Here is a 26318-nt window from a genome sequence, read left to right as displayed (position 1 = left end):
GCGGGGCAAGCATAAGCCTGAGTATACCCCTCACGTGGACACTGGTGACTACATCATTGTTATCAATGCCAGCCAGGTGAAGGTTACCGGCAAAAAGGCATCGGCTAAAATGTATTACAGCCATACCGGCTTTCCGGGTGGAATCAAATCCATCAATTTCGAGAAGCTGGTTGACAAGGCTCCCGAGCAAGTCATTCAGAAGGCCGTAAAAGGCATGCTTCCGAAGGGCCCGCTTGGCCGCGCCATGTTCAAGAAGCTGAAAGTGTACGCAGGCGCTGAGCATGCTCATGCCGCCCAGCAGCCCAAAGAACTCGACATCTAACGGAAGGCGAATATGTCTGTAGCACAAAATTACGGTACTGGTCGCCGCAAATCATCCACGGCTCGCGTCTTTATCAAGCCGGGTAGCGGTAACATCTCCATCAACGGTCGCACTATCGAAGATTTCTTCGGTCGTGAAACCCTGCGCATGATTGTTCGTCAGCCGCTGGTGGTTGCCGAATCCGAAGATCGTTTCGATATCGCCATTACCGTAAAGGGTGGCGGCATCAGTGGCCAGGCTGGCGCCATTCGCCACGGCCTGACTCGCGCTCTGATGGACTACGACGAAACTCTGCGTCCGGCACTGCGCAAAGCGGGTTACGTAACCCGTGATGCCCGTAAGGTTGAGCGTAAGAAAGTGGGTCTGCGCAAAGCGCGTAAGCGTCCGCAGTACTCCAAGCGTTAATCGACGTTCAGTCGATTTGGAAAAACCCGGTCTTGTGGCCGGGTTTTTTTATATCTGTACTCCGGAAATATTTTTGATCTGGCGCAGGGATAGGCTCGCCTGCCGACCTTTCCGGCTTGTAAGCGGGGGGTAATTTCATTACCATTTCAGCGCTTATATTTTTGGGTTGTGAAGTCCTTTTCGAAGCGCAGTGCCGGTTTTTCCGCGTCTGTGCCTCGCCTGATGGGAGAAAACCATAATGAGTAATGGCGACGTGAGCCAAGGCCGGCGCCGGTTTCTGATCGGTGCTACGTCCGTGGTAGGTGGTGTCGGCGTCGTCGGTGCAGCCGTTCCTTTCGTAGCGTCCTGGAACCCCAGTGCGAAAGCGGAAGCGGCCGGTGCACCGGTAACCGTCAATATCAGCAAAATCGAACCGGGTCAGCAAATCACCGTTGAGTGGCGAGGTAAGCCTGTTTGGATTATCCGCAGAACGGAAGAAATGCTGGCGAATATCGAGAAGCTCAATGACGCAGTGAAGGACCCGATGTCGGAGGCGCCTCAGCAGCCTTCGTATATCCAGGGGCCCTTGCGCGCGATCAAGCCAGAGTTCGGTGTCTATGTGGGGCTCTGTACCCATCTGGGCTGCGTGCCCTCCTACCGGCCAGAGGTTGCGCCGGCTGATCTGGGTGAAAACTGGCTTGGTGGGTTGTTCTGCCCGTGTCACGGTTCCCGCTATGACATGGCCGGTCGGGTTTATGAGGCTCAACCCGCGCCGCTGAACCTTGAGGTTCCGCCGTACCGGTTTGACGATGATGTGACCATGACCATTGGTCTTGATCCGGAGGCCGCGTGATGCAAAAGCTGATTAACTGGGTAGACGAGCGTCTGCCAATCGTTGAGGCCTGGAACAAGCACCTGGCCAAGTATTACGCGCCGAAGAACTTTAACGTCTGGTATTTCTTCGGTTCACTGGCAATGCTGGTGCTGGTCAACCAGCTAGTGACCGGTATCTGGCTGACTATGAGCTACAACCCGTCTGCCGAGGGGGCGTTTGCCTCGGTGGAATACATCATGCGTGATGTGGAGTGGGGTTGGCTGCTGCGATACCTGCACTCGACCGGCGCATCTGCGTTCTTCGTTGTGGTGTATCTGCACATGTTCCGTGGTCTCATGTACGGTTCCTACCAGAAGCCGCGGGAATTGATCTGGATTTTCGGTATGCTGATCTACCTGGTGCTGATGGCAGAAGCCTTCATGGGCTACCTGCTGCCCTGGGGCCAGATGTCATACTGGGGTGCCCAGGTAATCGTTAACCTGTTTGGTGCGATTCCGGTCATCGGTGAAGATCTGTCTCTGTGGATTCGCGGTGACTATCTGATCTCCGGTATCACGCTGAACCGTTTCTTTGCCCTGCACGTGGTTGCTCTGCCAATCGTTCTGCTGGGTCTGGTTGTTCTTCACATCCTGGCGCTGCACGAAGTGGGTTCTAACAACCCCGACGGCATCGACATCAAGAAGAACAAGGATGAAAACGGTATTCCGAAAGACGGTATTCCGTTCCACCCGTATTACACCGTTCACGATCTGCTGGGCGTGGGTGTGTTTTTCTTCATCTTCTTCATCGTTGTCTTCTTCTTCCCGGAGATGGGCGGTCTGTTCCTGGAAAAGCCGAACTTTGAACCGGCCAACGCCCTGAAGACACCAGCGCACATTGCGCCTGTCTGGTACTTCACGCCGTTTTACGCGATGTTGCGGGCGGTGACGGTAGACTTTATGGGGCTGCCGGCGAAGTTCTGGGGTGTTGTGGTCATGGGTGGTGCGATTGCGATTCTGTTCGTGTTGCCGTGGCTTGACAGAAGTCCTGTCCGCTCAATCCGCTACAAGGGCTGGTTGAGCAAGATTGCCCTGGCAATCTTTGCGGTGAGCTTCGTAATCCTTGGCTACCTTGGACTGGTTCCCGCAACAGAAGGTCGCACGACTGTCGCTCAGATTCTGACAGTGTTGTACTTCCTCTACTTCATTCTGATGCCGTTCTACACGCGCATGGAGAACACCAAGCCAGTTCCAGAGAGGGTGACAGGATAATGAAAAAGCTGATTGTTGGTCTTTTCATCGCACTCCTGCCAGCGCTTGGCCTGGCGGCTGGTGCCGCGGTTCCTCTTGATCATATGGAGCCGGATCATACGGACAAGGCGTCGCTGCAGCGCGGTGCTGCCTTGTTTACCAACTACTGCATGGGGTGTCACTCCATGGAGTATGCTCGCTACAAGCGTGTTTCGGATGATCTGGAGATCCCTGTCGAGCTTTACGAGGAAAACCTGATCTTTACTGGTGCCAAGATCGGTGAGCTCATGAAGAACTCCATGAACAAGGATATGGCGGCCGGCTGGTTCGGTGCGCCGCCACCCGATCTTACGCTGGAAACCCGTCTGCGTGGTGAGTCCTGGGTATATTCATACCTGCGGGGCTTCTACAAGGACGATTCCCGGCCACTGGGCGTAAACAACGTGGTGTTCGATAACGTTGGTATGCCTCACATTCTGGTCGAGATGCAGGGTCTGTGCGCCGTGAAGCCGAACATTGGTGTCGGGGCGTCTGTTGAGCCGTTGAGTGGTAACGTCAATAACGCAGACGCTTGCCCGGATTACGCAACGGAAGGCTCGATGTCCGGTGCGGAGTTTGATCGGGCCATGTGGGATCTGACCAACTTCATGTCCTACATGGGCGACCCGGTCAAGGTGGAGCGCGAGCGTCTCGGTATCTTCGTGCTGATCTTTGTGGCGATCTTCTTTGTCTTCGCGTACCTGCTCAACCGCGAGTACTGGAAAGACGTACACTAAGATTTAGGGTATAATCCCGTGTCCTTGATTCCAGCGAGTCTTTAAGGCTCGCTGGATTTTTGCGTTTTGCATTGTTTCGATTTTTAGAATCGTGAGGTAGCTATATGGGCGTTGTGACCAAGCGGTCATCAATGACTTTTTTCTCGGATCCCGCAAGCCACTACAGTCACCGGGTGCGTATTGTCCTGGCTGAGAAAGGTGTCACTGTTGATATCGTGGATGTGGATCCGGACAACCCGCCGGCGGAACTGGCGGATATGAATCCGTACAACGCCCTGCCAACCCTGGTAGATCGGGACCTGGTTCTGTACGAGCCCAACATCATGATGGAGTATCTGGATGAGCGTTTTCCTCATCCGCCGCTGCTGCCGGTTTACCCCGTTGCCCGGGCTAACAGCCGCCTGATGATTCACCGCATCCAGAAAGACTGGTGCGGACTGGTTGATCAGATCCTGGCGCAGCCGGGGGCCAAGGCCAGCGATGCCGCTCGCAAGGAACTCAAGGAAAGCCTTCTGGCCACGGCACCTTTGTTTGCCGAAATGCCGTTCTTCCTGTCGGAAGAGTTCACCATCGTGGACTGTTGTATTGCGCCGATCCTGTGGCGTTTGCCGGCTCTGGGTATTGAGCTGAATGAAAAGCAGGCCAAGCCTTTGCAGAAGTACATGGAGAGCATCTTTGCCAGAGAAGGCTTCAAGGCAAGCCTTTCAGATCTGGAAGAAGATATTCGCAGCTGATTGTCAGCGCCCGTATTTCAGGGCAGGAGTTAAGCAGTGTCTGACATGACTATCGCCATGACATCCAGTCGTCCCTATCTGGTCCGTGCGTTGAACGAATGGATCCTCGATAACGACTGTACCCCGTATATCGTGGTGGATGCCGGCATTCAGGGTGTTCAGGTGCCTACCGAGCACGTTGCCAACGGCCAGATTGTGCTCAATATCAGCCCCGGCGCCGTGCGCGGGCTGGTGATTGGCAATGGTGCGCTGGAATTCAGTGCTCGTTTCGGTGGTGTGCCGATGCAGGTTTTCATACCGTTGCAAGCGGTTATGGCCATCTATGCCAAGGAGAACGGCGAGGGCATGGTGTTTGGCAGTGAGCCAGGCTCTCCCGATCCGGAGGGTGGAGGTGAGCCCAAGTCGTCACGGCGAGCGGAAGACCGCCCGAATGGCAGGCCAACCCTGAAAGTGGTCAAGTAATAAAAAAGCCGGCGATGCCGGCTTTTTTATTAGCCTCCGAAAAGCTTGTGGTCAATCAGGTCGCAGAAGGCGTTGATGATGACCAGCAGCAAGGGCGTGGCCTCGCTTGGCGGCAAATCGTTAAGTGCGATTTCATGGTCTTCAGGGTGCATCAGGGAGGTGATGTCGGATTTTTCCCTGGCGCTCAGCACCACAATCCTCATTTCCCGGTCGTGGGCCGCCTGGATGGCCTGGATCAGGTTTGCCTTGTGGCCATCATCCACGATCACAAACAGAAGGTCGCCGGGTTTGCCTATGGCTCTGACCTGACGAGAGAAGGTGTCGTTGAATCGATTGTCACGGCAGATAGCGGAATAGGTGGTGGCGTCTGCCCCAAGGTTGATTGCCGGTAGGGCCGGGCGGTCCTGGTCAAAGCGGGACAACAATGCCGTGCAGAAATACTGGGCCAGTACATTGGCGTTGCCATTGGCGCAGGTAATGATCTTGCCATCCTGGAGCAGGGCGTCAACAAATGCCTGCGCTACCTGCTCAATGGCGGGACCAGCGGTGCTTGCCGCCTGCGCTGTGTGCTCCATATGGCTGGCGAACCACTGGTTGATTCTCTGTTCGGTGTCGGTCATGGTTTCTGGTCAGTCTGCCTGAATTGCGTTTTTGATCCATTGTATACGGTACTTGCTGGACTGGCCTGGTGTGATGCCGATAACATCGATCCGGCTGACCCGGTCCCAGAGTCCGTGGCGGTGCAGGTAGAATGAGGCTGCACGCACCAAGCGTTGCTGCTTCACCGCGGACACCGAGCTTATCGGGTCCACCAGCGCACCATCAGCGCGGAAGCGAACTTCAAAGAACACCAGTGCTTCGGCATCCATTCCAATAAGGTCGATCTCGCCGCCACGATTGTGCACGTTCCGCTCAATAATCCGGATGCCTCTGCTTTCCAGATACCGCGCGGCGACACCTTCGTAATGCTGTCCGAGTTTTCTGGAGCCTTCCCTGGCCATCGGTTATCAGTTGTTTGCAGTCGGGGCGGGTTCACCTTCCCGGGGTACGGTCGGAGAAAGCAGTTTGGGTGTTCCCCCCTGGAATTGTGCCCAGCGTTGTTCGCGATGAATGCTGCCGTCAGGATCCATGGTCAGAATGCCGGTTTGTCCTTCAATGGCGGCATCTTCAACCTGGCGTAGAAGTGGCAAGCGCTTGCTCAGTTGCCAGGCGTCGGCGCCCATGGCGAAAAGGCGCCCCAGTTGCCCGGTGGTGCCACTCAGATACTGGCGTGATTCTTCCCGCAGGGGATTCGTCTCGGCCAATACCCAGGGGATGTCCGTAAAGAAAACCCGGTCAATATCTCGGTCCCGGCCCGGATTCGGCGTACCCTCGTACACGATGGAAGGTGAGTATACCGGCAGATCGCCGCCATAATAGAAGGCGAACAGTGGCTTGAACTGGCGGGCAACCGTGGGTGCGGCAACCAGCACGATGCCCTCGGCATCCTGGCGGCGGCGGGGTTCAAATTCCACATTCAGGCCAATTGTTCGCTCCACCTGAATGGCGCGCTGGCGGGAGGCGGTAATGCCCAGCAGGTCAGCTGTCACTGAGCGCAGGTTGTCTTCCGGGAAAAAGCGCTCGACGTCGAGCGCTCGCAACCCGAGCTGGTCCATCCTTGTTTGCAGGGCGGTTTCAACCCGGTCTCCCCATTCACCGTGGGGAATCAGTACGAGAACCTGCTCGATGTTCTCGGCATCGAGCCTGTCGGCGATCTGTCGTGCCTCATCTTCGGCAGATAGCCCGAACTGATAAAGGCCGTCCGGAATGCGGGCATCCGGGCCAAGGTAGTTCAGGCCCAGTGCCGGAACCGGCAGCGTGTTCATGTTAGCGAGCTGGGACAGTGCTTCCTTGTCCAGCGGGCCAACAATCAAATCAATGTCGTTATTGGAGAGTTCCTCGTAGAGCTCGGAAAAAGAGCCGGTGGAGGTGTCGATGACCCGAATATCGGTTTTGCTGCGGTCAGTGGTTTCATCCTGATAATAGGCGGCCAGGAAACCGTCGCGAATCGCTTTGCCGGCGCTGGCGAGGGCACCTTGAAGTGGAACCGCCAATGCCAGTTTCTCCGGCCGGCTTGCTGCCAGTTCAGCCAGCAGGGCGAGATCCATGGGGAGTACCTGTGCTGCGGGGTGTCCCGGCCAGTTATTCTGCCATTGCCGGATCAGACGCCCCTGATCATCCAGGCTGGCCCCTTTGGTGCGTAGGCGCAGAGCGAGCTCAAGCCAGCCTTGAACCTCGAATCCGAGGGCGTTGTCGGAGGCGGATTGCAGGGTTGAGCGATTGATGGGCTTGAGCAATTGCCAAATGCGATTGTGCACCTCCTGCGGGGAAGTGCTGGAGTCGGTCTGGCTGAGCAGGATCAACGTCAGTGCCCCGTCCAAAGGTTGTCCGGCCAGCTCATAGGTCCGGGCCTGGAGCATGGCAGCCCGGGACATTAACTCCGCGGGGTAGGCAAGAAAGCTTTCAGGGGTGCTATCTGTGGCGAGTTGCTCAGCCCATTGGCTGTCCTGTAACTCGCTGGCACTGGCCATGGACAGGAGCGAGCGTTGTCTTGCGATGTCCTCCGGAGCATTTTCCAGAACGGGGGCCTGGAGAATGACTCGGGCATCTTCGTGGCGGCCTTGATCCTGGAATCGGCTGGCCACCCTCAATAGATAGCGTTGGCCAACCACCGGATCACGTTCATCGCTGGCCAGTGACAGTGCCTGTTCCGGGCTTTGTGCCATATGTTCGTCGAGATTGACGGTGGCGCAGCCGCCCAGATAGAACAGAACGAGGGTGATCAGGGCCAGAATTGGGCTGTGACGGAAGCGATTTGTCATGGCGGGCTCGGTACTCTCTGAATCGTTGGGCTTGTGGTGCCGCGTTTTAGCTGGCAAGTTTACCAGCTCCCGGCGCATTTCACATGACGGGACAGTCATGGGCCGGAAATAGCGGCGCCGCGGTTCACTTCAGTGGAGTTTATTATGTCCAGTTCTGTAGCAAGCGTTGTCGGTGGTCGGCTTTCAATTGTTGCCACGCCCATCGGTAATCTGGCCGATCTTTCTGATCGTGTCCGGCAGGTGCTCGCTGCGGCGGATCTGGTCGCCGCTGAGGACACCCGTCACAGCTCACGCCTGTTACAGCACCTGGGCCTGAGCAAGCCTTTGCTGGCGCTACACGATCATAATGAGAGGGATCGCGTCGGCAGAATCCTCTCTGCCCTTGCTGAAGGGCAGCAAGTGGCACTGATTTCCGATGCCGGTACCCCATTGATCTCCGATCCCGGGTACATCCTGGTACGTGAAGCCAGAAAGGCGGGCTTTCCGGTTTCCCCTATCCCCGGTCCATGTGCACTGGTTGCGGCATTGTCGGCGGCAGGTTTACCGACGGATCGTTTTCTTTTCGCAGGTTTTTTGCCGGCTAAACGGGCGGGTAGACGTTCAGCGCTCGTGGAATTGCGTGAACAGACTGCCACTCTGGTGTTCTACGAATCCCCCCATCGAATTCTGGACCTGATGCAGGATCTGGTTGATGAGTTTGGCGAGGGCCGGGAGTGTGTGCTCGGTCGGGAGCTGACCAAAACCTTTGAAACTTTCTACAGTGGGACGGTTAAAGAGGTATTGGCGGAGTTGGAGGCCGACCCGCATGGCAGTCGGGGCGAATTCGTGGTGATGGTCCGGGGTAACGATGTCGTGACCGGTTCGTCGCTCGATCTGGATGCCGATAAGCTGTTAAAGCTGCTTGTTGCAGAGATGCCGGTCAAAAAGGCTGCGAAAATCGTCGCGGAAGTCAGCGGCATCGGAAAAAATGAACTGTATCAGCGAGCGCTGCAGTTAAAGGGTGATTAAGCCTTGCATGCCTGCGCGCACGCGGGTATTGTCAGCGCCGAGCTCGCCAGACAGTCGCCGCCGGTTGATCCGGGGGAGGAAAGTCCGGGCTCCGCAGGGCAAGGTGCCAGGTAACGCCTGGGCGGCGTGAGCCGACGGAAAGTGCAACAGAAAGTATACCGCCTAAGCGCTTTCGGGCGCCGGTAAGGTTGAAATGGTGCGGTAAGAGCGCACCGCGTGGCTGGCAACAGTCCACGGCGATGGTAAACCCCACCTGGAGCAAGACCAAATAGGAATCCAATGGCGTGGCCCGCGCTGGATTCGGGTAGGTTGCTTGAGGCCTGTGGTGACGCAGGCCCTAGATGAATGACTGTCCAAGACAGAACCCGGCTTATCGGCGAGCTCGCCTCTTTTCCCGATTATTCGGATGTGATCCGCATCCTTCTCACAAGTTACCTTTTATAGCCAAAAAATCTTAAACCTGAAGTTGGCTATCTAAAGGTGTCTGCAGGTATTTGTTTTTTATCCTTTTCTTTACGTCTTTTTAACGCTTCGTTCCGTTTCTGCTTTGTAACCTCTTGTCGTTAAAGGAACTTTCCTGTGTGTGGTGCCTGTCGCGGCGCTTGCATTGTTATTTGCGTATTTCTATAGTGTGCGGGAGTGGGAAAAAGTGGTTTTTGGTGGAATTTTGTGGAAATGAAAACCTCGGACTAGACGTTAATGAGCAATTTTCTTGGCAGTCATGCCATCAATATGGACGCGAAGGGTCGCCTGGCGATCCCGACAAAGGTGCGTGAAGAGCTCGCGCAGCTTTGCGGTGGCCGTATTGTATTGACAGCCAACGCCGATGAGGAGAAATGCTTGTTGCTCTACCCCGAGCCGGAATGGGAAGTGCTGCGCCCGAAAATCGAGGCGCTGCCCAACATGAACAAGGCGGCCAAGCGCCTGCAGCGCCTCATTCTGGGTAACGCTGCCCTTATGGAGCTGGATGGGTCCGGCCGGATTCTGGTGCCGCAGACCCTCAGAAATCACGCCAATCTTGAAAAACGGCTGATGTTGGTCGGGCTTGGCAAGAAGTATGAGCTGTGGAGTGAGGAAAGCTGGAATGCTTACCTTGATGCCTCCGCAGCCGACGAGGAAATGCCGCCGGAAATGGAGGCGCTGTCGCTATGAGCGCACGCCAGGACGATCAGGCCAATGAAGGCTATCAGCATCGCTCGGTACTGCTGGATGCAGCGGTCGACTATTTGGTTACAGATGAAAATGGCCGTTTTGTCGACGCCACGTTTGGCCGGGGCGGTCATAGTCGTCTGATTCTCGGCAAGCTCGGTCAGGATGGTCAGCTCCTGGGCATTGATAAGGATCCGGAGGCTATTGCCGTCGCCAGAGAGCTGGCATCTGGGGATTCCCGGTTTCAGTGGTACCACGGCTCGTTCGCCGAACTGGATCTTGCGCTTGAACGTCAAGGTTGGTCACAGGTTGATGGCGTGTTGATGGATCTTGGGGTGTCTTCGCCACAACTGGATGATGCTTCCCGCGGTTTTTCGTTCATGCGGGACGGTCCATTGGATATGAGAATGAACCCGCAGCAGGAGCCGAGTGCGGCCCAGTGGCTGGCCGAGGCTGATGAGCGGGAAATAGCAGATGTGATCTGGCGATACGGCGAGGAGCGGTTTTCTCGCCGTATCGCTCGTCTTGTCGTGGAGCGGCGTCAGGAGCAGCCGATTGAAACCACGCGGCAGCTGGCGGAGTTGGTTGCGGAGGCCGTGCCGAAGAAAGAGAAGCACAAGCACCCTGCCACCCGTGCTTTTCAGGCTATCCGGATTTTTATAAACCGGGAGCTCGAGGACCTGGAAGCCGGTCTGGCCGCGGCAGTTGATCGCCTGGCTCCCGGTGGGCGCCTGGTGGTGATCAGCTTTCACTCTCTGGAGGATCGTCTGGTCAAGCGCTTTATGCGTGATCTGGCGCGGGGGCCAAAGCTGCCGAAGGGGATACCGGTCACGGCGGAGCAGGAAGAATCCGGGTTCCAGCTGATTGGCAAAGCCAGCAAGGCCAATGAGCAGGAAATTACTGAAAACGTCAGGGCTCGCAGCGCGGTCATGCGAGTGCTTGAACGTAAAGCGAATTAATCGAAAACGCAGGGGAGCGCGACGCCATGGGCGCGGTAGCGATTGAGCAACCAGTAAAAACCAACAGGATAAACAAACAGCGGGTTCGCGAGGGTGTTGCGACAGCCGTTCGTTTGTCCCGTCAGGTGTTTGATGCAACACGGGAAAGCCGGGTTCTGGTGACGCTGGTGTTGGTGGCCGTACTGACGCTGTCGTCCATCGGGGTGGTGGTCAGTGCCCATGAGAACCGCGAGCTGTTCAATACGTTGTCGGGTCTGCAGGAGCAGCGCGATGCCTATCAGCGTGAGTGGAGTCAGTTGCTGCTGGAACAGAGTGCTTTGAGCGCTCACGGGCGGGTCGAGAAACTCGCTGCTGAGCGCTTCAACATGGTGGTGCCCGGGCGGCAGGACATTGTACTCGTGCCTTTGATGTCACCGCTGGCAGCGAACTAAAACCAACAATAACCATCCGGGGTAACTGAAGTGTCCGGTCAGGGAACGCACGCAAACAGCTGGAAGCAGAAGCTGGTGGCAGGCTTGAAAGCCTGGCGCTTCGGCTCTGTGCTGGGCGTTTTCCTGCTGGTTGTGGCCGGCATTGGATGGCGGTTGGTGGATCTTCATGTGGTGGATAATGACTTCCTGCGCAAGCAGGGAGATGTCAGAACTATCCGCGTTGAATCTATCGATGCCCATCGAGGCGTGGTGACGGATCGTCATGGCGAGCCTTTGGCCGTCAGTACGCCAGTTCAGACCGTGTGGGCAAATCCTTCCGAAACCGATCCCGAAGATCCGCAACTGGCGGCGCTTGCCCGAATTCTTGGGTTGTCTGAGGGCGCGCTGCGGGAGCGATTGCGCCAGTATGCTGGCCGCGAATTTATTTACCTGCGACGCAAAGTGCAGCCCTCAATGGCGCGTGAAGCGTTGGCTCTAGGTGTCGGTGGTATCTATGCCCGGCAGGAATATCGTCGTTATTACCCCGCGGGAGAAGTCACCGCTCATGTGGTCGGGTTTACTGATATCGACGAGCATGGCCAGGAAGGTATCGAGTTAGCCTATAACAAATGGTTGACCGGTGAGCCGGGCCAGAAGCGGGTGCTCAAGGATAACCGTGGGCGCGTCATCAAAGATCTGATGCTTATCCGCGATGCCCGGCCCGGGAAAGACCTGGAACTGAGTATTGATCTCCGGCTGCAGTATCTGGCCTATCGGGAGCTCAAGGCGGTGGTCGGTGCTCACAAGGCTCGCGGTGGCACGCTGGTGATGCTGGATGTCGACACCGGTGAGGTGCTGGCCATGGTCAATCAAGGTTCCTACAACCCGAATGACCGGTCACAGCTTGCCGCAGAAAACCTGCGCAACAAGGCGATTACAGATCTGTTCGAGCCCGGCTCAACCATGAAGCCGCTGACGATAGCGGCTGCTCTGGAGTCCGGGGAATACACGGTTAACAGCACCATTGATACTTCCCCGGGCTTTCGGAGATTTGGTCGCTTCACAATTCGGGATCATCGCAATTACGGGGTGCTGGATCTAACGGAGATTATTGTCAAGTCCAGCAACGTCGGGGTGAGCAACATCGCAACGGATCTGGGTGGCGATACTCTGAGAAACCTCTATGCCCGCCTGGGCCTCGGCCAGGCAACCGGTATCGGCTTCCCAGGGGAAGCCGTTGGTGTTTTGCCGGCCCCCCCGAAATGGCGGCCGGTAGAAGAGTCCACCTTGTCTTATGGCTACGGCATGAGCGTTAACGCCTTGCAACTGGCACAGGCGTATATGGTTATTGCCAATGGTGGAATTCGTTACCCTCTCAGCCTGATGAGGCAGGAGCAGAGGCCGCAGGGACAACGTGTACTGTCTGAGCAGGTGACAAGGGCCGTGCGAGACATGCTAAAACAGGCGGTTGCCCGTGGTACTGGCAAGCGTGCCCGGCCCGGGCTGTATGCGGCCGGGGGCAAAACCGGGACCGTTCACCTGGTGGGGGCGAACGGGTACGAAGACAGTCAATATAAGGCCATCTTTGCCGGTATGGCACCGATTGATGACCCCAGAATTGTAACCGTTGTGGCCGTGGATGCGCCGCAGGCCGGAGAATATTACGGCGGAGAAGTTGCCGCGCCGGTATTCGCCCGGGTGATGGGTGACGCGCTGCGACTGCTGAATGTGAAGCCTGAACTGGAAGTCAGTGAAACACGCGTTTCGCAAGTGACCTCCGGGGGGAGAGGGTAAGCCATGTGCATCACATCCATCAGCACCTTGCTTCAGGGCATTATTGAGGTGCCATCGGTCTTCGATGTCACTATCCACGGCCTGAAGACGGATAGCCGGAAAGTGCAGTCCGGTGACGCCTTTATTGCGCTGGCCGGGGCCCGAACGCCCGCAGAGCACTATATGGATCAGGCCATCAGCGCCGGTGCCACGGCCATTCTGCTTGAGTCCGAGCAGGAGCGGCAGTGCCATGAGCGCCACGGCGCATTGATTGTGCCCGTGGTTGGTCTGCGCGCCCGTCTGGGCCGAATTGCCGATCGCTTCTTCGAGCATCCGTCGCGCCATCTGAGAGTGATCGGGGTTACCGGCACCAATGGCAAGACGTCGGTGACCCAATACATCTCCCAGTTGTTACGGGAAACCGGCACGCCCTGCGGGCTGCTGGGTACCCTGGGTTATGGCATGCCGGGCAGTATCGAGTCGGCCACGCATACCACGCCGGATGTGGTCCAGGTGAACCGGGTATTGAACCGCATACGCAATGAGGGTGGTCGGGCTGCGGTAATGGAAGTGTCGTCGCACGCTCTGGATCAGGGGCGGGTTGATAACCTGACCATGACCGGTGCGGTGTTCACCAACCTCACGCGTGATCATCTGGATTACCACGGTTCCATGGAGGCCTATGGTGAGGCCAAGGCCAGGCTGTTCCTGCGGGAAGAACTGCACTTCTCAGTGATCAATTTTGACGATCCGTTTGGCCGGCAGCTTTACGGTCAGCTTGAGGGCCAGTGTGACCGTGTTCGTTACAGTCTGCATGAAGCCCAGACGGAACTCTGGTTGAAGGAATTTACGCCCACGGCCTCAGGGTTCCGCGCCAGGGTCGATGGGCAATGGGGTGAGTTTGATCTTGCTGTCCCCCTGTTAGGGAGTTTCAACGCCAGCAATGTTCTGGCGGCCCTGGCTACCGTACTGACGCTTGGCGTACCCGTTGAGCGGGCGGTGTCCATTGTCAGGGAGCTGTCACCGCCCCCTGGGCGTCTTGAACGATTCACCGGCTCAACCGGCAAACATGTGGTGGTGGACTATGCTCACACCCCCGATGCCCTGGCCAATGCGCTTGAAGCATTGCGGCCCCACATCCGGGGCAGGCTGATCTGTGTGTTCGGTTGCGGTGGCGACCGGGACCCCGGCAAGCGGCCGGAAATGGCGAAAGAAGCGGAAAAGCGGGCGGATTACGTCATCGTAACCGACGACAACCCTCGTACCGAGCAGCCTGAACGGATTGTCAGCGACATTTCTGCTGGTTTCACTCAGGCTGGTCGCTGGCAGGTGATTCACGACCGCGCTCAGGCAATTGCCGAGGCAGTGGGCATGGCCAATGAGGATGATCTGGTGCTGATTGCAGGTAAAGGTCATGAAGCCTATCAGGAGATCCGGGGCCAGAAGTTGCCGTTCAGCGACGCCGAGCAGGTACGCCATCTATTGAACCTGAATGGAGGTGTGGCATGATGCGCGCCTTTTCGCTGGCGGAAGCTCGCGAGTGGCTTCAGGCCACCCTGGCAGGGGCGCGCACTGATGCGGGTGAACTCTGGTTTGATGGCGTCTCCACCGATACCCGATTGGTTGGAGATGGGCAGCTGTTTGTTGCTCTGCGCGGTGAGCGGTTTGATGGTCATGAATTCCTTGGCCAGGCCCTGACACAGGGCGCCGTCGCCGCGGTAGTGGATACCGAGGTCACCGACGTTGCCATTCCGCAACTGGTCGTTAGCGATACGGTTCAGGCCTTGGCCGATCTGGCCAGCGCCAATCGCAGCGGAAGCGCGGCCCGGCTGGTGGCGATTACCGGCAGCAGTGGCAAAACCACGGTTCGTGAAATGACCGGGGCCATTCTCGCCGGCATGGGGCCGACCTTGGTGACTGAAGGCAATCTCAATAATCACATTGGTGTTCCGCTGACCCTGTTTCGGCTGACGCCGGATCACCAGTTCGGCGCCATTGAGCTGGGGGCCAGTGGTCTTGGCGAAATTGCCCACACGGTGTCAATTACCCGACCGCAGGTTGCGATTCTGACCAATGCAGGCCAGGCGCACCTGGAGGGTTTTGGCAGTTACCAGAATATTGTTCTGGCCAAAGGCGAGATTATTGATGGCGTGCCGGCAGATGGAGCCGTCGTGCTGAACCGGGACGATCCTGCCTTCGATCAATGGCATGCCCGTGCGGGCCAACGGCGGGTGCTGGGGGTTTCCCGGATGGGGCACCCGGGCGCGGATTACCGCGCGGAGGCGATCATGGCCACTGATCAGGGGTTTGAATTCCTGGTGTTGGGGCCAGACAACTGGCGCTGTCATCTGGTGCTGGGGTTGCCCGGTGAACACAACATTACCAATGCTCTGCTGGCTCTCGCGGCCTGCAGGGAACTTGGAGCGACAGATCAGCAGGTTCAGTCCGGGCTCATGCAGGTAGAAGCCGTGAAGGGGCGTCTCCAGGTGCTCAAGCCGGCCCCGGATCTGACCCTGATTGACGACAGTTACAACGCCAATCCGGCGTCTATGAAAGCGGCGCTGGACGTTCTGGCGTCGTACCCGGCGCCCCGGCTGGCGGTGCTCGGCGCCATGGCAGAGCTGGGCGATGAGGCGAACGAGCTGCACCGGCAGGTGGGTGAACATGCCCGTGCCCGTGGAATTGAGAAGGTTATGGTGGTGGGAGCCGGAGGTAACGGCTACGGCACCGGATTTGGTGACGAGACAGAGTTTTTCCCGAGTCATGAGCAGGCGGTGGACGCCATTGTGGCGGGCCGGAGTGGTGCTATGACGGTCCTGGTGAAAGGTTCTCGTAGTTCCGCCATGGATCGCGTGGTGGAGGGAATTCAGAAAAAGGTGAAGAACCCATGCTGCTCTGGCTGACAGAGATACTATCGCAATACTTTTCGTCGCTGACGGTGTTTCAGTACCTGACACTGCGGGCGATCCTGGGCATTCTTACGGCGCTGCTGATCTCGCTGGTGATCGGTCCGGTGATGATTCGCAAGCTGAGTCAGTATCAGATCGGCCAGGCCGTACGTGATGACGGCCCCCAGACTCACCTGAGCAAAGCCGGTACGCCGACGATGGGCGGCGCCCTGATCCTCGTGGCCATCGCCATTTCCACTCTGTTGTGGGCGGATCTGACCAATCGTTATGTCTGGGTGGTGTTGCTGGTTACCCTGCTGTTCGGTGCCATTGGCTGGGTGGATGACTACCGTAAGGTTGTGGAGCGCAATCCCCGGGGCCTGCCGGCACGCTGGAAATACTTCTGGCAGTCGGTGATCGGGGCCACGGCCGCGATCGTGCTCTATGTCACTGCTTCACTGCCCCAGGAAACCTCGCTTTATCTGCCGTTCCTGAAAAATGTCTCGCTGACCCTCGGGCCGGTGTTGTTCATTCTGCTGACCTACTTCGTGATTGTTGGTAGCAGCAACGCGGTAAATCTGACAGACGGCCTGGATGGTCTGGCTATCATGCCAACCGTCATGGTGGCGGGGGCTCTGGCCATCTTTGCTTACCTCTCGGGCCATGCGCAGTTCGCCAATTACCTGCTGATTCCGCATCTGCCCGGAACCGGTGAGCTGATCATTTTCTGCGGAGCCCTGGTGGGTGCAGGGCTCGGGTTCCTGTGGTTCAACACTTACCCGGCGCAGGTATTCATGGGCGATGTCGGTGCCCTTGCCCTGGGAGCCGCCCTGGGCACAGTGGCTGTCATCGTCCGGCAGGAAATTGTGTTGTTCATCATGGGCGGCGTGTTCGTGATGGAAACCATTTCTGTGATTCTGCAGGTGGCCTCATTCCGGCTCACGGGTCGGCGGATCTTCCGGATGGCGCCGCTGCACCATCATTTTGAATTGAAAGGCTGGCCCGAGCCACGAGTCATTGTCCGGTTCTGGGTTATTACTGTTGTTCTCGTTCTGATTGGCCTGGCCAGTCTGAAAATCCGATAGGAAATTGCTACGGCTATGAGTGTCATTGTTTCGGATCGTCGCACGTTAATCGTAGGGCTCGGTAAGACCGGGCTTTCCTGCGTGCGTTACCTGTCCGGGCAGGGGCGTGAGATTGCTGTGGCTGATAGTCGCCTTCAGCCACCAGGCCTGGATGAGCTGAAGGCCGGTTGGCCAGACGTCCCGATTTACCTGGGCGAGTTTGATGAGGAGCTGTTTGCCGGTTTCAATGAGCTGATAGTCAGCCCGGGAATCAGTATTGCAGAGCCGGCGATTGCCGGTGCGGCGGCCAGGGGCGCCCGGATTCGCGGCGACATCGATTTATTCGCCGATGCGGCCGACGCGCCGATTATTGCCATCACCGGCTCTAACGGCAAAACCACGGTAACAACCCTGGTAGGGGAAATGGCACGAGCTGCGGGCCGCAATGTGCAGGTGGGCGGTAATATCGGTACGCCCGCGCTGGATTTGCTGGACCAGGGTGCGGATCTCTATGTGCTGGAGCTGTCGAGTTTTCAGCTGGAGACCACCGAAGAACTCGGGGCTCTGGCGGCCACTGTCCTGAATGTCAGCGATGATCACATGGACCGGTACCCGGACAAGATGGCGTATTTCCAGGCCAAACAACGGATCTACCGTGGCTGCAAAAATGCCATCGTGAACCTCGACGATGCCCTGAGCACGCCCATGGCTCGGGATACCCTGAGGTTTCTGTGTTTTGGCTTTAACCGGGTGAATCCGGAGACCTTCAGTACCCGGGATGATGACCAGGGCACCTGGATTACCTGGGGCCTGGATAACCTTTTGCTGGCCAGTGAACTCCAGTTGATGGGCAGGCATAACATCAGCAACGTGATGGCCGCCCTGGCGCTGGGGCACGCGGCTGGCCTGGCCATGGAGCCGATGCTGGAGGTGGCCCGCAGCTTCCGGGGGCTGCCCCATCGCTGTGAATTCGTCCGCAACCTGAATGGGGTGGATTACATCAATGATTCCAAAGGTACCAATGTTGGTGCCACGGTAGCCGCCATTGAAAGCCTGGTGCCGGATTCAGGCAAGGTGATCCTGATTGCAGGCGGAGATGGCAAAGGCGCGGATTTTCAGCCGCTCGCAGAGCCGGTGGCCGCATGCTGTCGGGCCTTGGTGCTGATTGGACGCGATGCCGGCAAGATATCCGAGGCGGTAGGCGTGTCAGTGCCGCAGTATCGCGCAACGTCACTGCAAGAGGCGGTCAGCCTTGCCCGCCAGGCGGCGGAGCCGGGCGATCGGGTGCTGTTGTCTCCAGCCTGTGCCAGCTTTGACATGTTCCGGGATTACAACGATCGCGGCGAACAGTTCCGCGCTTTGGTGGAGGGGCTGTGATGCAGGCAGGCGTCAGCGTTCCTCATTATCAGGGTGTGGCGGGTGAGTTGCAGCCGCTGCCGGTGCTGATTATTACCTCCGTGGCCTTGCTGGTGACCGGTGTGGTGATGATTTCATCTGCGTCGATGGACATGGCAGCGGCCACGTTGGGCAACAGTTACCACTACGTTATTCGCCAGATTCTGTTCGCAGGGCTTGGCTGCGCCACTGCCCTTGTAGCTGTTAACGTGCCGGTATCCTGGTGGGAACGCAGTGGCTGGTTGTTGCTGGGCATTGGACTTCTGGTGTTGGTGTTGGTGCTTACTCCTCTCGGCCGCACCGTCAATGGTTCTACCCGATGGATTCCCATGGGGCTGTTCAATGTGCAGGTGTCTGAAGTCGCCAAACTCTGCCTCATCGCCTACCTGGCGGGTTACGTGGTTCGTCGGCGGGAAGAGCTGCTTCATACCTGGCCAGGTTTTCTGAAACCGCTCGGGGTTCTGGGTGTGGCGTCGGTGTTGCTGGTCATCCAGCCGGACTTCGGCGCAACGGTTGTTCTGGTGACGGCGGCTGCGGGCATGATTTTTCTCAGCGGCGTAAGGCTAAGCCGTTTTATGCCATTGATTGGCGTACTGGCGGCACTGGGTACGGTTCTGGTGGTGACCCAACCGTATCGACTGAAGCGGGTGGTCAGCTATCTCGACCCCTGGAAAGACCAGTTCGACAGCGGTTATCAGCTCACTCAGTCACTGATTGCCTTTGGTCGAGGCGAGTGGGTGGGTGTTGGACTGGGCAACTCGGTACAGAAACTGTTCTTCCTGCCTGAGGCCCATACGGACTTTATCTACGCGATCATTGCCGAGGAATTCGGTTTGCTTGGAGCGCTGGTGGTGCTCGGCCTGTTTGCGGCGCTGGTGGTCAGTGGCCTGGTGATTGCCCGGCGTGCGGAGAAAGCCGGCATGGCGTTCGGCGCCTGTTTCAGCTACGGCATCACGCTGCTGATCGGATTGCAGGCGGGCATCAACATGGCGGTGAGTACTGGGCTCCTGCCAACCAAAGGCTTGACCTTGCCGCTGGTCAGTTATGGCGGCTCCAGCCTGATGGTTACCTGCATTGGTATCGCGGTTATCGCCCGGGTAGAACTGGAGCGGCAGGATCGGGCCAGGGTGGCATCGGAAATAAAGAGCAGCGGGCGCAAAGGAGGAGCAGTGTATGACTGATTCACCTCGCCGTCGCTTCCTGATGATGGCTGGTGGCACCGGCGGCCATGTGTTTCCTGCGTTGGCCACAGCCCGCGCGTTGCAGCAACGGGGGCACGAGGTGCACTGGCTCGGCGCCAGCGGCGGCATGGAAGAACGTCTGATTGGAGACACCGATATTCCGCTGTCGCTCATTCACATCTCCGGCCTGCGCGGTAAAGGCAAGCTGGCGCTGCTGCTGGCACCGTTCCGGTTGATGCGCGCCCTGGGCGAAGCCTACACCCATTTGCGCCGAATCCGCCCCGACTGCGTGGTAGGCATGGGCGGATTTGTCACGGGGCCGGGTGGTATTGCCGCCTGGCTGATGCGCAAGCCGCTGGTCATTCATGAACAGAACGCCATCGCTGGAATGACTAACCGTTGGCTCACACGTTTTGCCGAAACGGTGCTTGAGGCGTTTCCTGACAGTTTCGGCGACCAGACGGTTACCCGCTGTACTGGCAATCCGGTGCGGGGCGAAGTGGCGTCGATGGACGCCCCCGAACAACGATTGGCGGGCCGAAGTGGCAGGCTACGGGTGTTGGTTGTTGGTGGAAGCCTGGGAGCCCAGGTGTTCAATCAGCAACTGCCCCGGGCCCTGGCGCTGATGGCGGAGGCTGATCGCCCGGATGTTCGGCATCAGTGCGGTGAGAAGAATCTTGAGGTGGCCAGGGCGGCCTACGACGAAGCCGGAGTCAGTGCCAGCATTGAGCCCTTTATCCGCGATATGGCAGAGGCCTACGGCTGGGCTGATCTGGTGATCTGCCGTGCCGGTGCGCTGACGGTGTCTGAGCTCTGTGCGGCGGGAATTGGCGCGGTGCTGGTGCCATTCCCCCACGCAGTCGATGACCACCAGACCCGTAACGGCCAGCACATGGTGAAAGCCGGGGCGGCCATTCTGGTTCCTCAGCCAAAGCTGAACCCGGAGGTGCTGGCGGAAACCCTGAAAGATCTGGCAACAGATCGGAAACGAATTCTGACCATGGCGAAGGCCGCCCGCTCGCTGGCCCGCCCTGATGCAACGGAGAGAGTCGTGAATTACTGTCTGGAGGCCGCCAATGGCTGATGCAACCAATCCGCCACTGGTCTATCAGGTGCCGGAAATGCGCCGGATCCGCCGCATCCATTTTGTCGGGATCGGTGGTGCCGGGATGAGCGGTATCGCCGAAGTCCTGAAGAACCAGGGCTATGACGTATCTGGCTCTGATATCCGGGACAGTGCTGTTACTGCGCGCCTGCGGGCAATGGATGTCGATGTGTACATCGGTCATCGCGCCGAAAACACCGATCAGGCCGACGTGGTGGTAGTGTCTTCGGCCGTTGCCGGCGACAACCCGGAAGTCGTCTCTGCCCGTGAACGGCGGGTACCAATTGTACCCCGGGCCGAGATGCTGGCAGAGATCATGCGCTATCGCCATGGTATCGCTGTGGCCGGTACTCACGGCAAAACCACAACCACCAGCCTGATTGCCTCCGTGTTGGGCGAGGCCGGACTGGACCCCACCTTTGTGATCGGTGGCAAACTCAACAGCGCCGGAACCAATGCCCAATTGGGTGGTTCCCGTTACCTGGTGGCCGAGGCCGACGAAAGCGATGCGTCGTTCCTGCATCTGACACCGGTTATTTCTGTGGTCACCAACATTGAAGCTGACCACATGGACACCTACGGTGGGGATGTCGAAAAGCTCAAGCAGACCTTTGTGGACTTCCTGCACAACCTGCCGTTTTACGGTGTTGCGGTGATGTGTGTGGATGACGACTACGTTCAGGAAATCATTCCGCGCATTTCCCGGGCCATTATCACTTATGGCATCGACAATCCTGATGCTGATTACCGGGCGGAGAACATTACCTCTGATGGTCTGAAGACCCGATTCCTGGTTCGTCGCCCTGGTGGTCGGCCGGATCTCCAGGTGGAGCTGAAAATGCCGGGTCGTCACAACGTTCTGAACGCCCTGGCAACGATTGCCGTGGCGACCGACGAGGGGGTGGACGACCAGGCCATCTGCCGCGGGCTGGCTGGATTTGCCGGTGTTGGCCGTCGGTTCCAGGTGTATGGCGAGTACCAGACACCGAAAGCAGCAGCGACGCTGGTGGACGACTACGGCCACCACCCCACCGAGGTGGAGGCCGTCATCCGGGCTGCCCGCGAAGCCTGGCCCGAGCGCCGGATCGTGATGCTGTATCAGCCACACCGGTACACCCGGACCCGGGACCTATATGAGGATTTCGTGCGGGTATTGTCCGAAGTGGATGGACTGTTGCTGATGGATGTGTATTCCGCGGGTGAGCCGGCTATTCCGGGAGCAGACGGGCGGGCTTTGTGCCGGAGCATCCGGCAGCGGGGCAAGGTAGAACCCGTGTTCGTTGAAGATAACCGTGAAATCGAGAGTCTGCTGGCCAATGTCCTGCAGGATGGTGATCTGTTGATCACCCAGGGGGCCGGCGATATCGGTGGCGTAGCAGCAAGGCTGGCAGCAGCAGGAGTCAAGGCAAGTGAGTGATCTGACCCACAACGACATTCAGCCGTATCAGGCACCCCCCGAACTGGTTCGGGCACTGGGGCGCGTGGCTGTGTTCATGGGGGGCGATTCCGCCGAGCGGGAAGTATCCCTGAAAAGTGGCAAAGCCGTGCTGGCAGCGCTGCAATCGGCGGGTATTGATGCAGTTGGCCGGGACATTCGCGGCTGTCTGCTGCGGACCGTGGACGAACCCGATTTCGATCGGGTGTTCATTGCCCTTCATGGCCGTGGTGGCGAAGACGGGACCCTTCAGGCGATCCTTGGGCAGGCAGGCATTCCCTATACCGGCAGTGAAGTGCTGGCATCGGCACTGGCCATGGACAAATTGCGCACCAAGTATGTGTTCGAAGGTTGTGGGCTGCCTACGCCGGCATTTCGTGCCATGACCTCCGTGAGCGAGGCCGAGGACATTGTGACGGCACTGGGGGCGCCCCTGAGTGTGAAACCGGCCCACGAAGGTTCGAGTATCGGTATCCGTAAAGTGAGCAGCGCGGCAGAGCTGGCTGAAGCCTATGAGGCGGCAGCCCGGCTGGATGATCTGGTGCTGGTAGAGCAGTGGATCGAAGGGCCGGAGTTTACCGTCAGCCTGCTACAGGACAAAGCGTTACCGGCGATTGGCCTGAGCACCGATCACGCCTTTTACGACTATGACGCCAAGTACCTGGCGGACGATACCCGGTACCGTATTCCCTGTGGTCTGGCGCCGGATGACGAATTGAGATTGCAGCATCTGGCCCTGGATGCCTTCCGGGTGCTGGGCTGTCGCACCTGGGGACGGGTCGACATCATGCAGGACCGGACCGGTGAGTTCTGGTTGCTTGAGGTGAACACGGTTCCCGGTATGACGGACCACAGCCTGGTGCCGATGGCTGCAAAGGCGGCCGGCATCAGTTTTGAAGAACTGGTGGTGCGAATTCTCAGGGATACGCTGGCGGAGGGCATCGATGCTTGAGACGTTGCTGATCCGGAGCCGGGCGGTACCGCCCGAACCGCCACGCCGCCGGGGGGCAACCTCTGTCGGGCCTGAGCGGGACCGGTTTGGTGTGTTGAAAGCTGTGCTGTCGGCCGTACCCTGGTTGCAGGTCGGCCTGGGCGCAACGGTGGTACTTCTGGCCGCCATGGTGCCCTGGGCAACGGACCGGATGCTGACCGCCATGGATCAGCAGATCCTGGCGGTGGATGTGCGGGGCGAATTTGTTGGCGACAGCCAGACGGCTATTGAGCGAGCGGCCGGCGCCTGGATTGGCAAAAGCTATTTCGCCACCGATCTGGCTGACATCAAGGCTGAACTGGAACGGCGCCCCTGGGTGGCGTCGGCAGCGATAAAGCGAGTCTGGCCAGGCCGTCTTGAAATCGATATTCGGGAAAAGAAGCCATTGGCCTACTGGACCGATGGTCGACTGGTGAGCCGTTCAGGCGAACTGTTCTCGCCGCCGAATCCGGAGGTGGCCGGAAAGCTGCCTCGTCTGGCTGGGCCGGATGAGCGGGTCAGGGACGTGATCGGTATGGCCCGGACCATGAGCGAGCAGTTGGTGGGATATGGCCTGGGTTTTGCCGGACTGGCGCTGGAGCAACGTGGCGCCTGGACCCTGACTCTCAGCAATGGCATCGAAGTGGTGCTGGGGCGAGATCAGGTAGAACAACGGTTTGAACGCTTTATCACCGTTTATGAGAACCGTCTGGCCTCGCGGGTTGATGAGGTCAGCCGGATAGATGTCCGCTACTCGAACGGGGTAGCGGTGCAGTGGAAGACGGACGTGGCTCAGGCTGCTCCGAAATCCTGATAACGATTACTACGAACCTGGGGTTTGGTGAAACACATGTCATCGGTTGAAACGGAAAACATGATTGTCGGCCTGGATATTGGAACCTCCAAGGTGGTGGCGATAGTCGGCAAGCGCAAGATGGATGGAACCATCGAAGTAGTCGGTATCGGTTCACACCCGTCCCGGGGGCTCAAGCGCGGTGTAGTGGTGAACATTGAAACCACGGTACAGGCCATTCAGCGCGCAGTCGAAGAGGCTGAACTGATGGCGGGGTGTCGCATTCATTCGGTGTACGCCGGTATTGCTGGCAGCCACATCAAGAGCCTGAATTCCCACGGCATCGTGGCGATCCGAGACCGGGAAGTCACCCAGGCGGATATTGACCGGGTGATTGACGCTGCCCAGGCGGTGGCGATTCCGGCGGACCAGAAAATCCTGCACATCCTGCCTCAGGAGTTCGTCATCGATAACCAGGAAGGTATCAAGGAACCGATGGGGATGTCAGGTGTGCGGCTCGAGGCCAAGGTGCACCTGGTGACCTGTGCCGTGAATGCAGCCCAGAACATCGAGAAGTGTGTCAAGCGCTGTGGGCTGGAAGTGGACGACATCATTCTGGAACAACTGGCTTCCAGCCACGCCATCCTGACCGAGGATGAAAAAGAATTGGGCGTCTGTGTGGTGGATATCGGTGGTGGTACAACCGACATTGCCGTGTTCACGGGCGGGGCAATTCGCCATACCGCAGTCATCCCGATCGCCGGTGACCAGGTGACCAACGACATTGCCATGGCGTTGCGCACGCCCACCCAGAATGCCGAGGAAATCAAGATCAAGTACGCCTGCGCCCTGACCCAACTGGCGGGTGCGGAAGAAACCATCAAGGTTCCCAGCGTGGGAGACCGGGCTCCGCGGGATCTTTCGCGTCAGGCTCTGGCGGAGGTCGTTGAGCCCCGCTATGAGGAGCTGTTCACGCTGGTGCAGTCTGAGTTACGCCGGTCCGGGTTCGAGGATCTGATCCCGGCAGGCATCGTGATTACAGGCGGCTCGTCCACCATGGAAGGGGTGGTGGAGCTGGCTGAAGAAATCTTCCACATGCCGGTAAGACTGGCCTGTCCGCAGGCGGTTTCCGGTATGACGGAAGTGGTCAACAACCCGATATACGCCACTGGCGTCGGATTGTTGATCCATGGCTTCCGGCAAATGGATCTTGGCCGGGCGCCGGTGCTCAAGGGGGAGGAGGCTCCCTCGCTGGTTGAGCGCATGAAAGCCTGGTTCACCGGTCATTTCTGACGGTGTTCCGGTTGCAGTACACGAAGGTCTCTCGAAAAAAACACAACGATTGAAGCAACCGGCCTGGAAAGGCCGGACACAGCACGAAGGAGTAGGGGAAATGTTTGAACTCGTTGATAATGTTCAGCAGAACGCAGTTATCAAGGTCGTCGGTGTTGGCGGTGGCGGTGGCAACGCCGTTCGTCACATGCTCAACAGCGACGTGGAAGGCGTTGAATTTATCTGCGCCAACACAGATGCCCAGGCCCTGAAGGACCTGGACGCACGTCAGATTATTCAGCTGGGTGGCAACATCACGAAGGGCCTGGGTGCGGGTGCCAATCCGGAAGTCGGTCGCCAGTCTGCACTGGAAGATCGCGACCGTATTGCCGAAGCTCTGAGCGGCTCCGATATGGTGTTCATCACCGCCGGCATGGGTGGCGGTACCGGCACCGGAGCAGCCCCCGTGGTTGCTGAAGTTGCCCGTGAGCTGGGTATCCTTACGGTTGCGGTGGTTACCAAGCCATTCCAGTTTGAAGGCGGCAAGCGCATGAGCGTGGCTGAAGCCGGTCTGAAGGAACTGGAAGAGAGCGTTGACTCCCTGATTACCATTCCCAATGAAAAGCTGTTGGCAGTCATGGGCAAGAAAACCAGCCTGCTGGATGCCTTTGCCTCCGCCAATGATGTGTTGCTGGGTGCGGTTCAGGGCATTGCTGACCTGATTACCCGCAACGGTATGATCAACGTCGACTTTGCCGACGTGAAAACGGTTATGTCCGAGATGGGCATGGCGATGATGGGTACCGGTCGCGCCACCGGCGAGAATCGTGCCCGTGAAGCCGCAGAAGCCGCGGTTCGCAGCCCGCTGCTCGAAGATATCAACCTGCAGGGTGCCAAGGGTATTCTGGTCAATATCACCGCTGGTATGGACCTGAATCTGGGCGAGTTCTCCGAAGTGGGCGACATTGTGCGCGAATTCGCGTCCGATTCAGCCACTGTGGTGGTCGGTACCGTGATCGATCCGGAAATGACCGACGAGCTCAAGGTTACTGTTGTGGCGACTGGCCTGGGTGGCGAGCGCGAGAAGCCGACCAAGGTGGTGGACAACACCCGTACCCTCGATGGCAAGACCGATTACAACCAGCTGGATCGCCCGGCCGTGTTGCGTCGTCGTGCGGTTGCCCAGGGTAATGTGGCGCTGGATCAGAGCAAAGAAAGCGAAGAACAGGGCGTGGACTATCTCGATATTCCCGCATTCCTTCGCCGGCAGGCTGATTGATAATCTGTTTCAACCGTGGCAGGGCTGGCTTTAC

At 58.3% G+C, this 26318-nt stretch carries 25 protein-coding genes, 1 other RNA gene and 1 pseudogene; 24 read left to right on the top strand and 3 right to left on the bottom strand.

All coding sequences use genetic code 11. The features are described from left to right. The 7 genes from rplM to B3Y70_RS02100 form a co-directional block, all read left to right on the top strand. Window positions 1-322 (top strand): 50S ribosomal protein L13 (gene rplM / locus B3Y70_RS02130; protein WP_288589116.1); only part of this gene is annotated, 322 nt, incomplete at its 5' end. Window positions 323-334: 12 nt separating this feature from the next. Continuing rightward, window positions 335-727, top strand: a complete 393-nt coding sequence (gene rpsI / locus B3Y70_RS02125) for a 30S ribosomal protein S9 (RefSeq protein ID WP_011785930.1) — start codon at window positions 335-337, stop codon at window positions 725-727. A 238-nt stretch (window positions 728-965) separates the two neighbouring features. Further along, complete coding sequence (gene petA / locus B3Y70_RS02120; RefSeq protein WP_014420621.1) at window positions 966-1559, top strand: ubiquinol-cytochrome c reductase iron-sulfur subunit; 594 nt, start codon at window positions 966-968, stop codon at window positions 1557-1559. Next, window positions 1559-2791 carry a cytochrome b gene (locus tag B3Y70_RS02115; protein ID WP_014420622.1) on the top strand — a complete coding sequence of 411 codons (1233 nt, stop codon included), beginning with the start codon at window positions 1559-1561 and terminating at the stop codon, window positions 2789-2791. Before petA ends, B3Y70_RS02115 begins: the two co-directional genes overlap by 1 nt. Beyond that, complete coding sequence (locus B3Y70_RS02110; protein WP_153740846.1) at window positions 2791-3546, top strand: cytochrome c1; 756 nt, start codon at window positions 2791-2793, stop codon at window positions 3544-3546. The genes B3Y70_RS02115 and B3Y70_RS02110 overlap by 1 nt, the downstream gene beginning before the upstream one ends. A 104-nt stretch (window positions 3547-3650) precedes the next feature. Next, window positions 3651-4280 (top strand): glutathione S-transferase N-terminal domain-containing protein, encoded by a 630-nt coding sequence (locus tag B3Y70_RS02105; protein WP_011785926.1) that lies wholly within the window; start codon window positions 3651-3653, stop codon window positions 4278-4280. Window positions 4281-4337: 57 nt separating this feature from the next. Further along, on the top strand, window positions 4338-4742 hold the full coding sequence (locus B3Y70_RS02100; protein WP_206769525.1) for a ClpXP protease specificity-enhancing factor: 405 nt from the start codon (window positions 4338-4340) through the stop codon (window positions 4740-4742). A gap of 29 nt (window positions 4743-4771) precedes the next feature. On the opposite strand, the gene B3Y70_RS02095 is transcribed toward B3Y70_RS02100, so the two are convergent. The 3 genes from B3Y70_RS02095 to B3Y70_RS02085 are packed head-to-tail and all read right to left on the bottom strand — an operon-like array spanning window position 4772 to window position 7603. Continuing rightward, complete coding sequence (locus B3Y70_RS02095; protein ID WP_011785924.1) at window positions 4772-5362, bottom strand: D-sedoheptulose-7-phosphate isomerase; 591 nt, start codon at window positions 5360-5362, stop codon at window positions 4772-4774. A 9-nt stretch (window positions 5363-5371) separates the two neighbouring features. Then, window positions 5372-5743 carry a YraN family protein gene (locus tag B3Y70_RS02090; RefSeq protein ID WP_153740848.1) on the bottom strand — a complete coding sequence of 124 codons (372 nt, stop codon included), beginning with the start codon at window positions 5741-5743 and terminating at the stop codon, window positions 5372-5374. A 6-nt stretch (window positions 5744-5749) separates the two neighbouring features. Further along, window positions 5750-7603, bottom strand: a complete 1854-nt coding sequence (locus B3Y70_RS02085) for a penicillin-binding protein activator (RefSeq protein ID WP_199452094.1) — start codon at window positions 7601-7603, stop codon at window positions 5750-5752. A gap of 144 nt (window positions 7604-7747) precedes the next feature. Here B3Y70_RS02085 and rsmI point away from each other — a divergent pair, with 144 nt between their 5' ends. The 17 genes and pseudogenes from rsmI to ftsZ form a co-directional block, all read left to right on the top strand. After that, complete coding sequence (rsmI, locus tag B3Y70_RS02080; protein ID WP_199452095.1) at window positions 7748-8611, top strand: 16S rRNA (cytidine(1402)-2'-O)-methyltransferase; 864 nt, start codon at window positions 7748-7750, stop codon at window positions 8609-8611. Between the two features lie 38 nt (window positions 8612-8649). Continuing rightward, an RNA gene (rnpB, locus tag B3Y70_RS02075) (RNase P RNA component class A) lies at window positions 8650-9000 on the top strand. A 310-nt stretch (window positions 9001-9310) separates the two neighbouring features. Then, complete coding sequence (gene mraZ, locus B3Y70_RS02070) at window positions 9311-9763, top strand: division/cell wall cluster transcriptional repressor MraZ (RefSeq protein ID WP_022991988.1); 453 nt, start codon at window positions 9311-9313, stop codon at window positions 9761-9763. Further along, window positions 9760-10719 carry a 16S rRNA (cytosine(1402)-N(4))-methyltransferase RsmH gene (gene rsmH / locus B3Y70_RS02065; protein ID WP_183580826.1) on the top strand — a complete coding sequence of 320 codons (960 nt, stop codon included), beginning with the start codon at window positions 9760-9762 and terminating at the stop codon, window positions 10717-10719. The genes mraZ and rsmH overlap by 4 nt, the downstream gene beginning before the upstream one ends. A 26-nt stretch (window positions 10720-10745) precedes the next feature. After that, complete coding sequence (gene ftsL / locus B3Y70_RS02060) at window positions 10746-11150, top strand: cell division protein FtsL (protein ID WP_014420629.1); 405 nt, start codon at window positions 10746-10748, stop codon at window positions 11148-11150. Between the two features lie 30 nt (window positions 11151-11180). Next, complete coding sequence (locus B3Y70_RS02055; RefSeq protein ID WP_199452096.1) at window positions 11181-12923, top strand: peptidoglycan D,D-transpeptidase FtsI family protein; 1743 nt, start codon at window positions 11181-11183, stop codon at window positions 12921-12923. 3 nt (window positions 12924-12926) lie between these two features. Next, window positions 12927-14411, top strand: coding sequence for a UDP-N-acetylmuramoyl-L-alanyl-D-glutamate--2,6-diaminopimelate ligase (locus B3Y70_RS02050; protein ID WP_153740853.1), 1485 nt, complete (start codon window positions 12927-12929; stop codon window positions 14409-14411). After that, window positions 14408-15805 (top strand): UDP-N-acetylmuramoyl-tripeptide--D-alanyl-D-alanine ligase, encoded by a 1398-nt coding sequence (locus B3Y70_RS02045; protein WP_153740854.1) that lies wholly within the window; start codon window positions 14408-14410, stop codon window positions 15803-15805. The genes B3Y70_RS02050 and B3Y70_RS02045 overlap by 4 nt, the downstream gene beginning before the upstream one ends. Continuing rightward, complete coding sequence (mraY, locus tag B3Y70_RS02040) at window positions 15790-16875, top strand: phospho-N-acetylmuramoyl-pentapeptide-transferase (protein WP_014420633.1); 1086 nt, start codon at window positions 15790-15792, stop codon at window positions 16873-16875. Before B3Y70_RS02045 ends, mraY begins: the two co-directional genes overlap by 16 nt. 15 nt (window positions 16876-16890) lie before the next feature. Further along, the gene (gene murD, locus B3Y70_RS02035) at window positions 16891-18231 is read left to right on the top strand and encodes a UDP-N-acetylmuramoyl-L-alanine--D-glutamate ligase (RefSeq protein ID WP_153740855.1); all 1341 of its coding nucleotides are present in this window, start codon (window positions 16891-16893) and stop codon (window positions 18229-18231) included. Continuing rightward, window positions 18231-19430: a putative lipid II flippase FtsW gene (gene ftsW / locus B3Y70_RS02030; RefSeq protein WP_153740856.1), complete on the top strand. Its 1200-nt coding sequence runs from the start codon at window positions 18231-18233 to the stop codon at window positions 19428-19430. The genes murD and ftsW overlap by 1 nt, the downstream gene beginning before the upstream one ends. Continuing rightward, window positions 19423-20514, top strand: a complete 1092-nt coding sequence (gene murG / locus B3Y70_RS02025; RefSeq protein ID WP_153740857.1) for an undecaprenyldiphospho-muramoylpentapeptide beta-N-acetylglucosaminyltransferase — start codon at window positions 19423-19425, stop codon at window positions 20512-20514. Before ftsW ends, murG begins: the two co-directional genes overlap by 8 nt. Continuing rightward, the gene (gene murC, locus B3Y70_RS02020) at window positions 20507-21952 is read left to right on the top strand and encodes a UDP-N-acetylmuramate--L-alanine ligase (RefSeq protein WP_153740858.1); all 1446 of its coding nucleotides are present in this window, start codon (window positions 20507-20509) and stop codon (window positions 21950-21952) included. The genes murG and murC overlap by 8 nt, the downstream gene beginning before the upstream one ends. Further along, the gene (locus tag B3Y70_RS02015) at window positions 21945-22922 is read left to right on the top strand and encodes a D-alanine--D-alanine ligase (RefSeq protein WP_014420638.1); all 978 of its coding nucleotides are present in this window, start codon (window positions 21945-21947) and stop codon (window positions 22920-22922) included. The genes murC and B3Y70_RS02015 overlap by 8 nt, the downstream gene beginning before the upstream one ends. Beyond that, window positions 22915-23754 carry a cell division protein FtsQ/DivIB gene (locus B3Y70_RS02010; RefSeq protein ID WP_011785908.1) on the top strand — a complete coding sequence of 280 codons (840 nt, stop codon included), beginning with the start codon at window positions 22915-22917 and terminating at the stop codon, window positions 23752-23754. Before B3Y70_RS02015 ends, B3Y70_RS02010 begins: the two co-directional genes overlap by 8 nt. A 36-nt stretch (window positions 23755-23790) precedes the next feature. Then, entirely contained in the window at window positions 23791-25026 is a 1236-nt protein-coding gene (gene ftsA, locus B3Y70_RS02005) for a cell division protein FtsA (RefSeq protein ID WP_011785907.1), read from the top strand. A gap of 100 nt (window positions 25027-25126) precedes the next feature. Beyond that, window positions 25127-26116: pseudogene (gene ftsZ, locus B3Y70_RS02000) on the top strand (cell division protein FtsZ); the annotation flags it as partial. Window positions 26117-26318: the final 202 nt, after the last annotated feature.

This window comes from Marinobacter sp. UBA5687 (assembly GCF_002420325.1).
Classification (GTDB): Bacteria; Pseudomonadota; Gammaproteobacteria; order Pseudomonadales; family Oleiphilaceae; genus Marinobacter; species Marinobacter nauticus.
The sequence above is the reverse complement of the archived record's forward strand: the minus strand, read 5'-3'. Positions and strand labels throughout refer to the sequence as shown.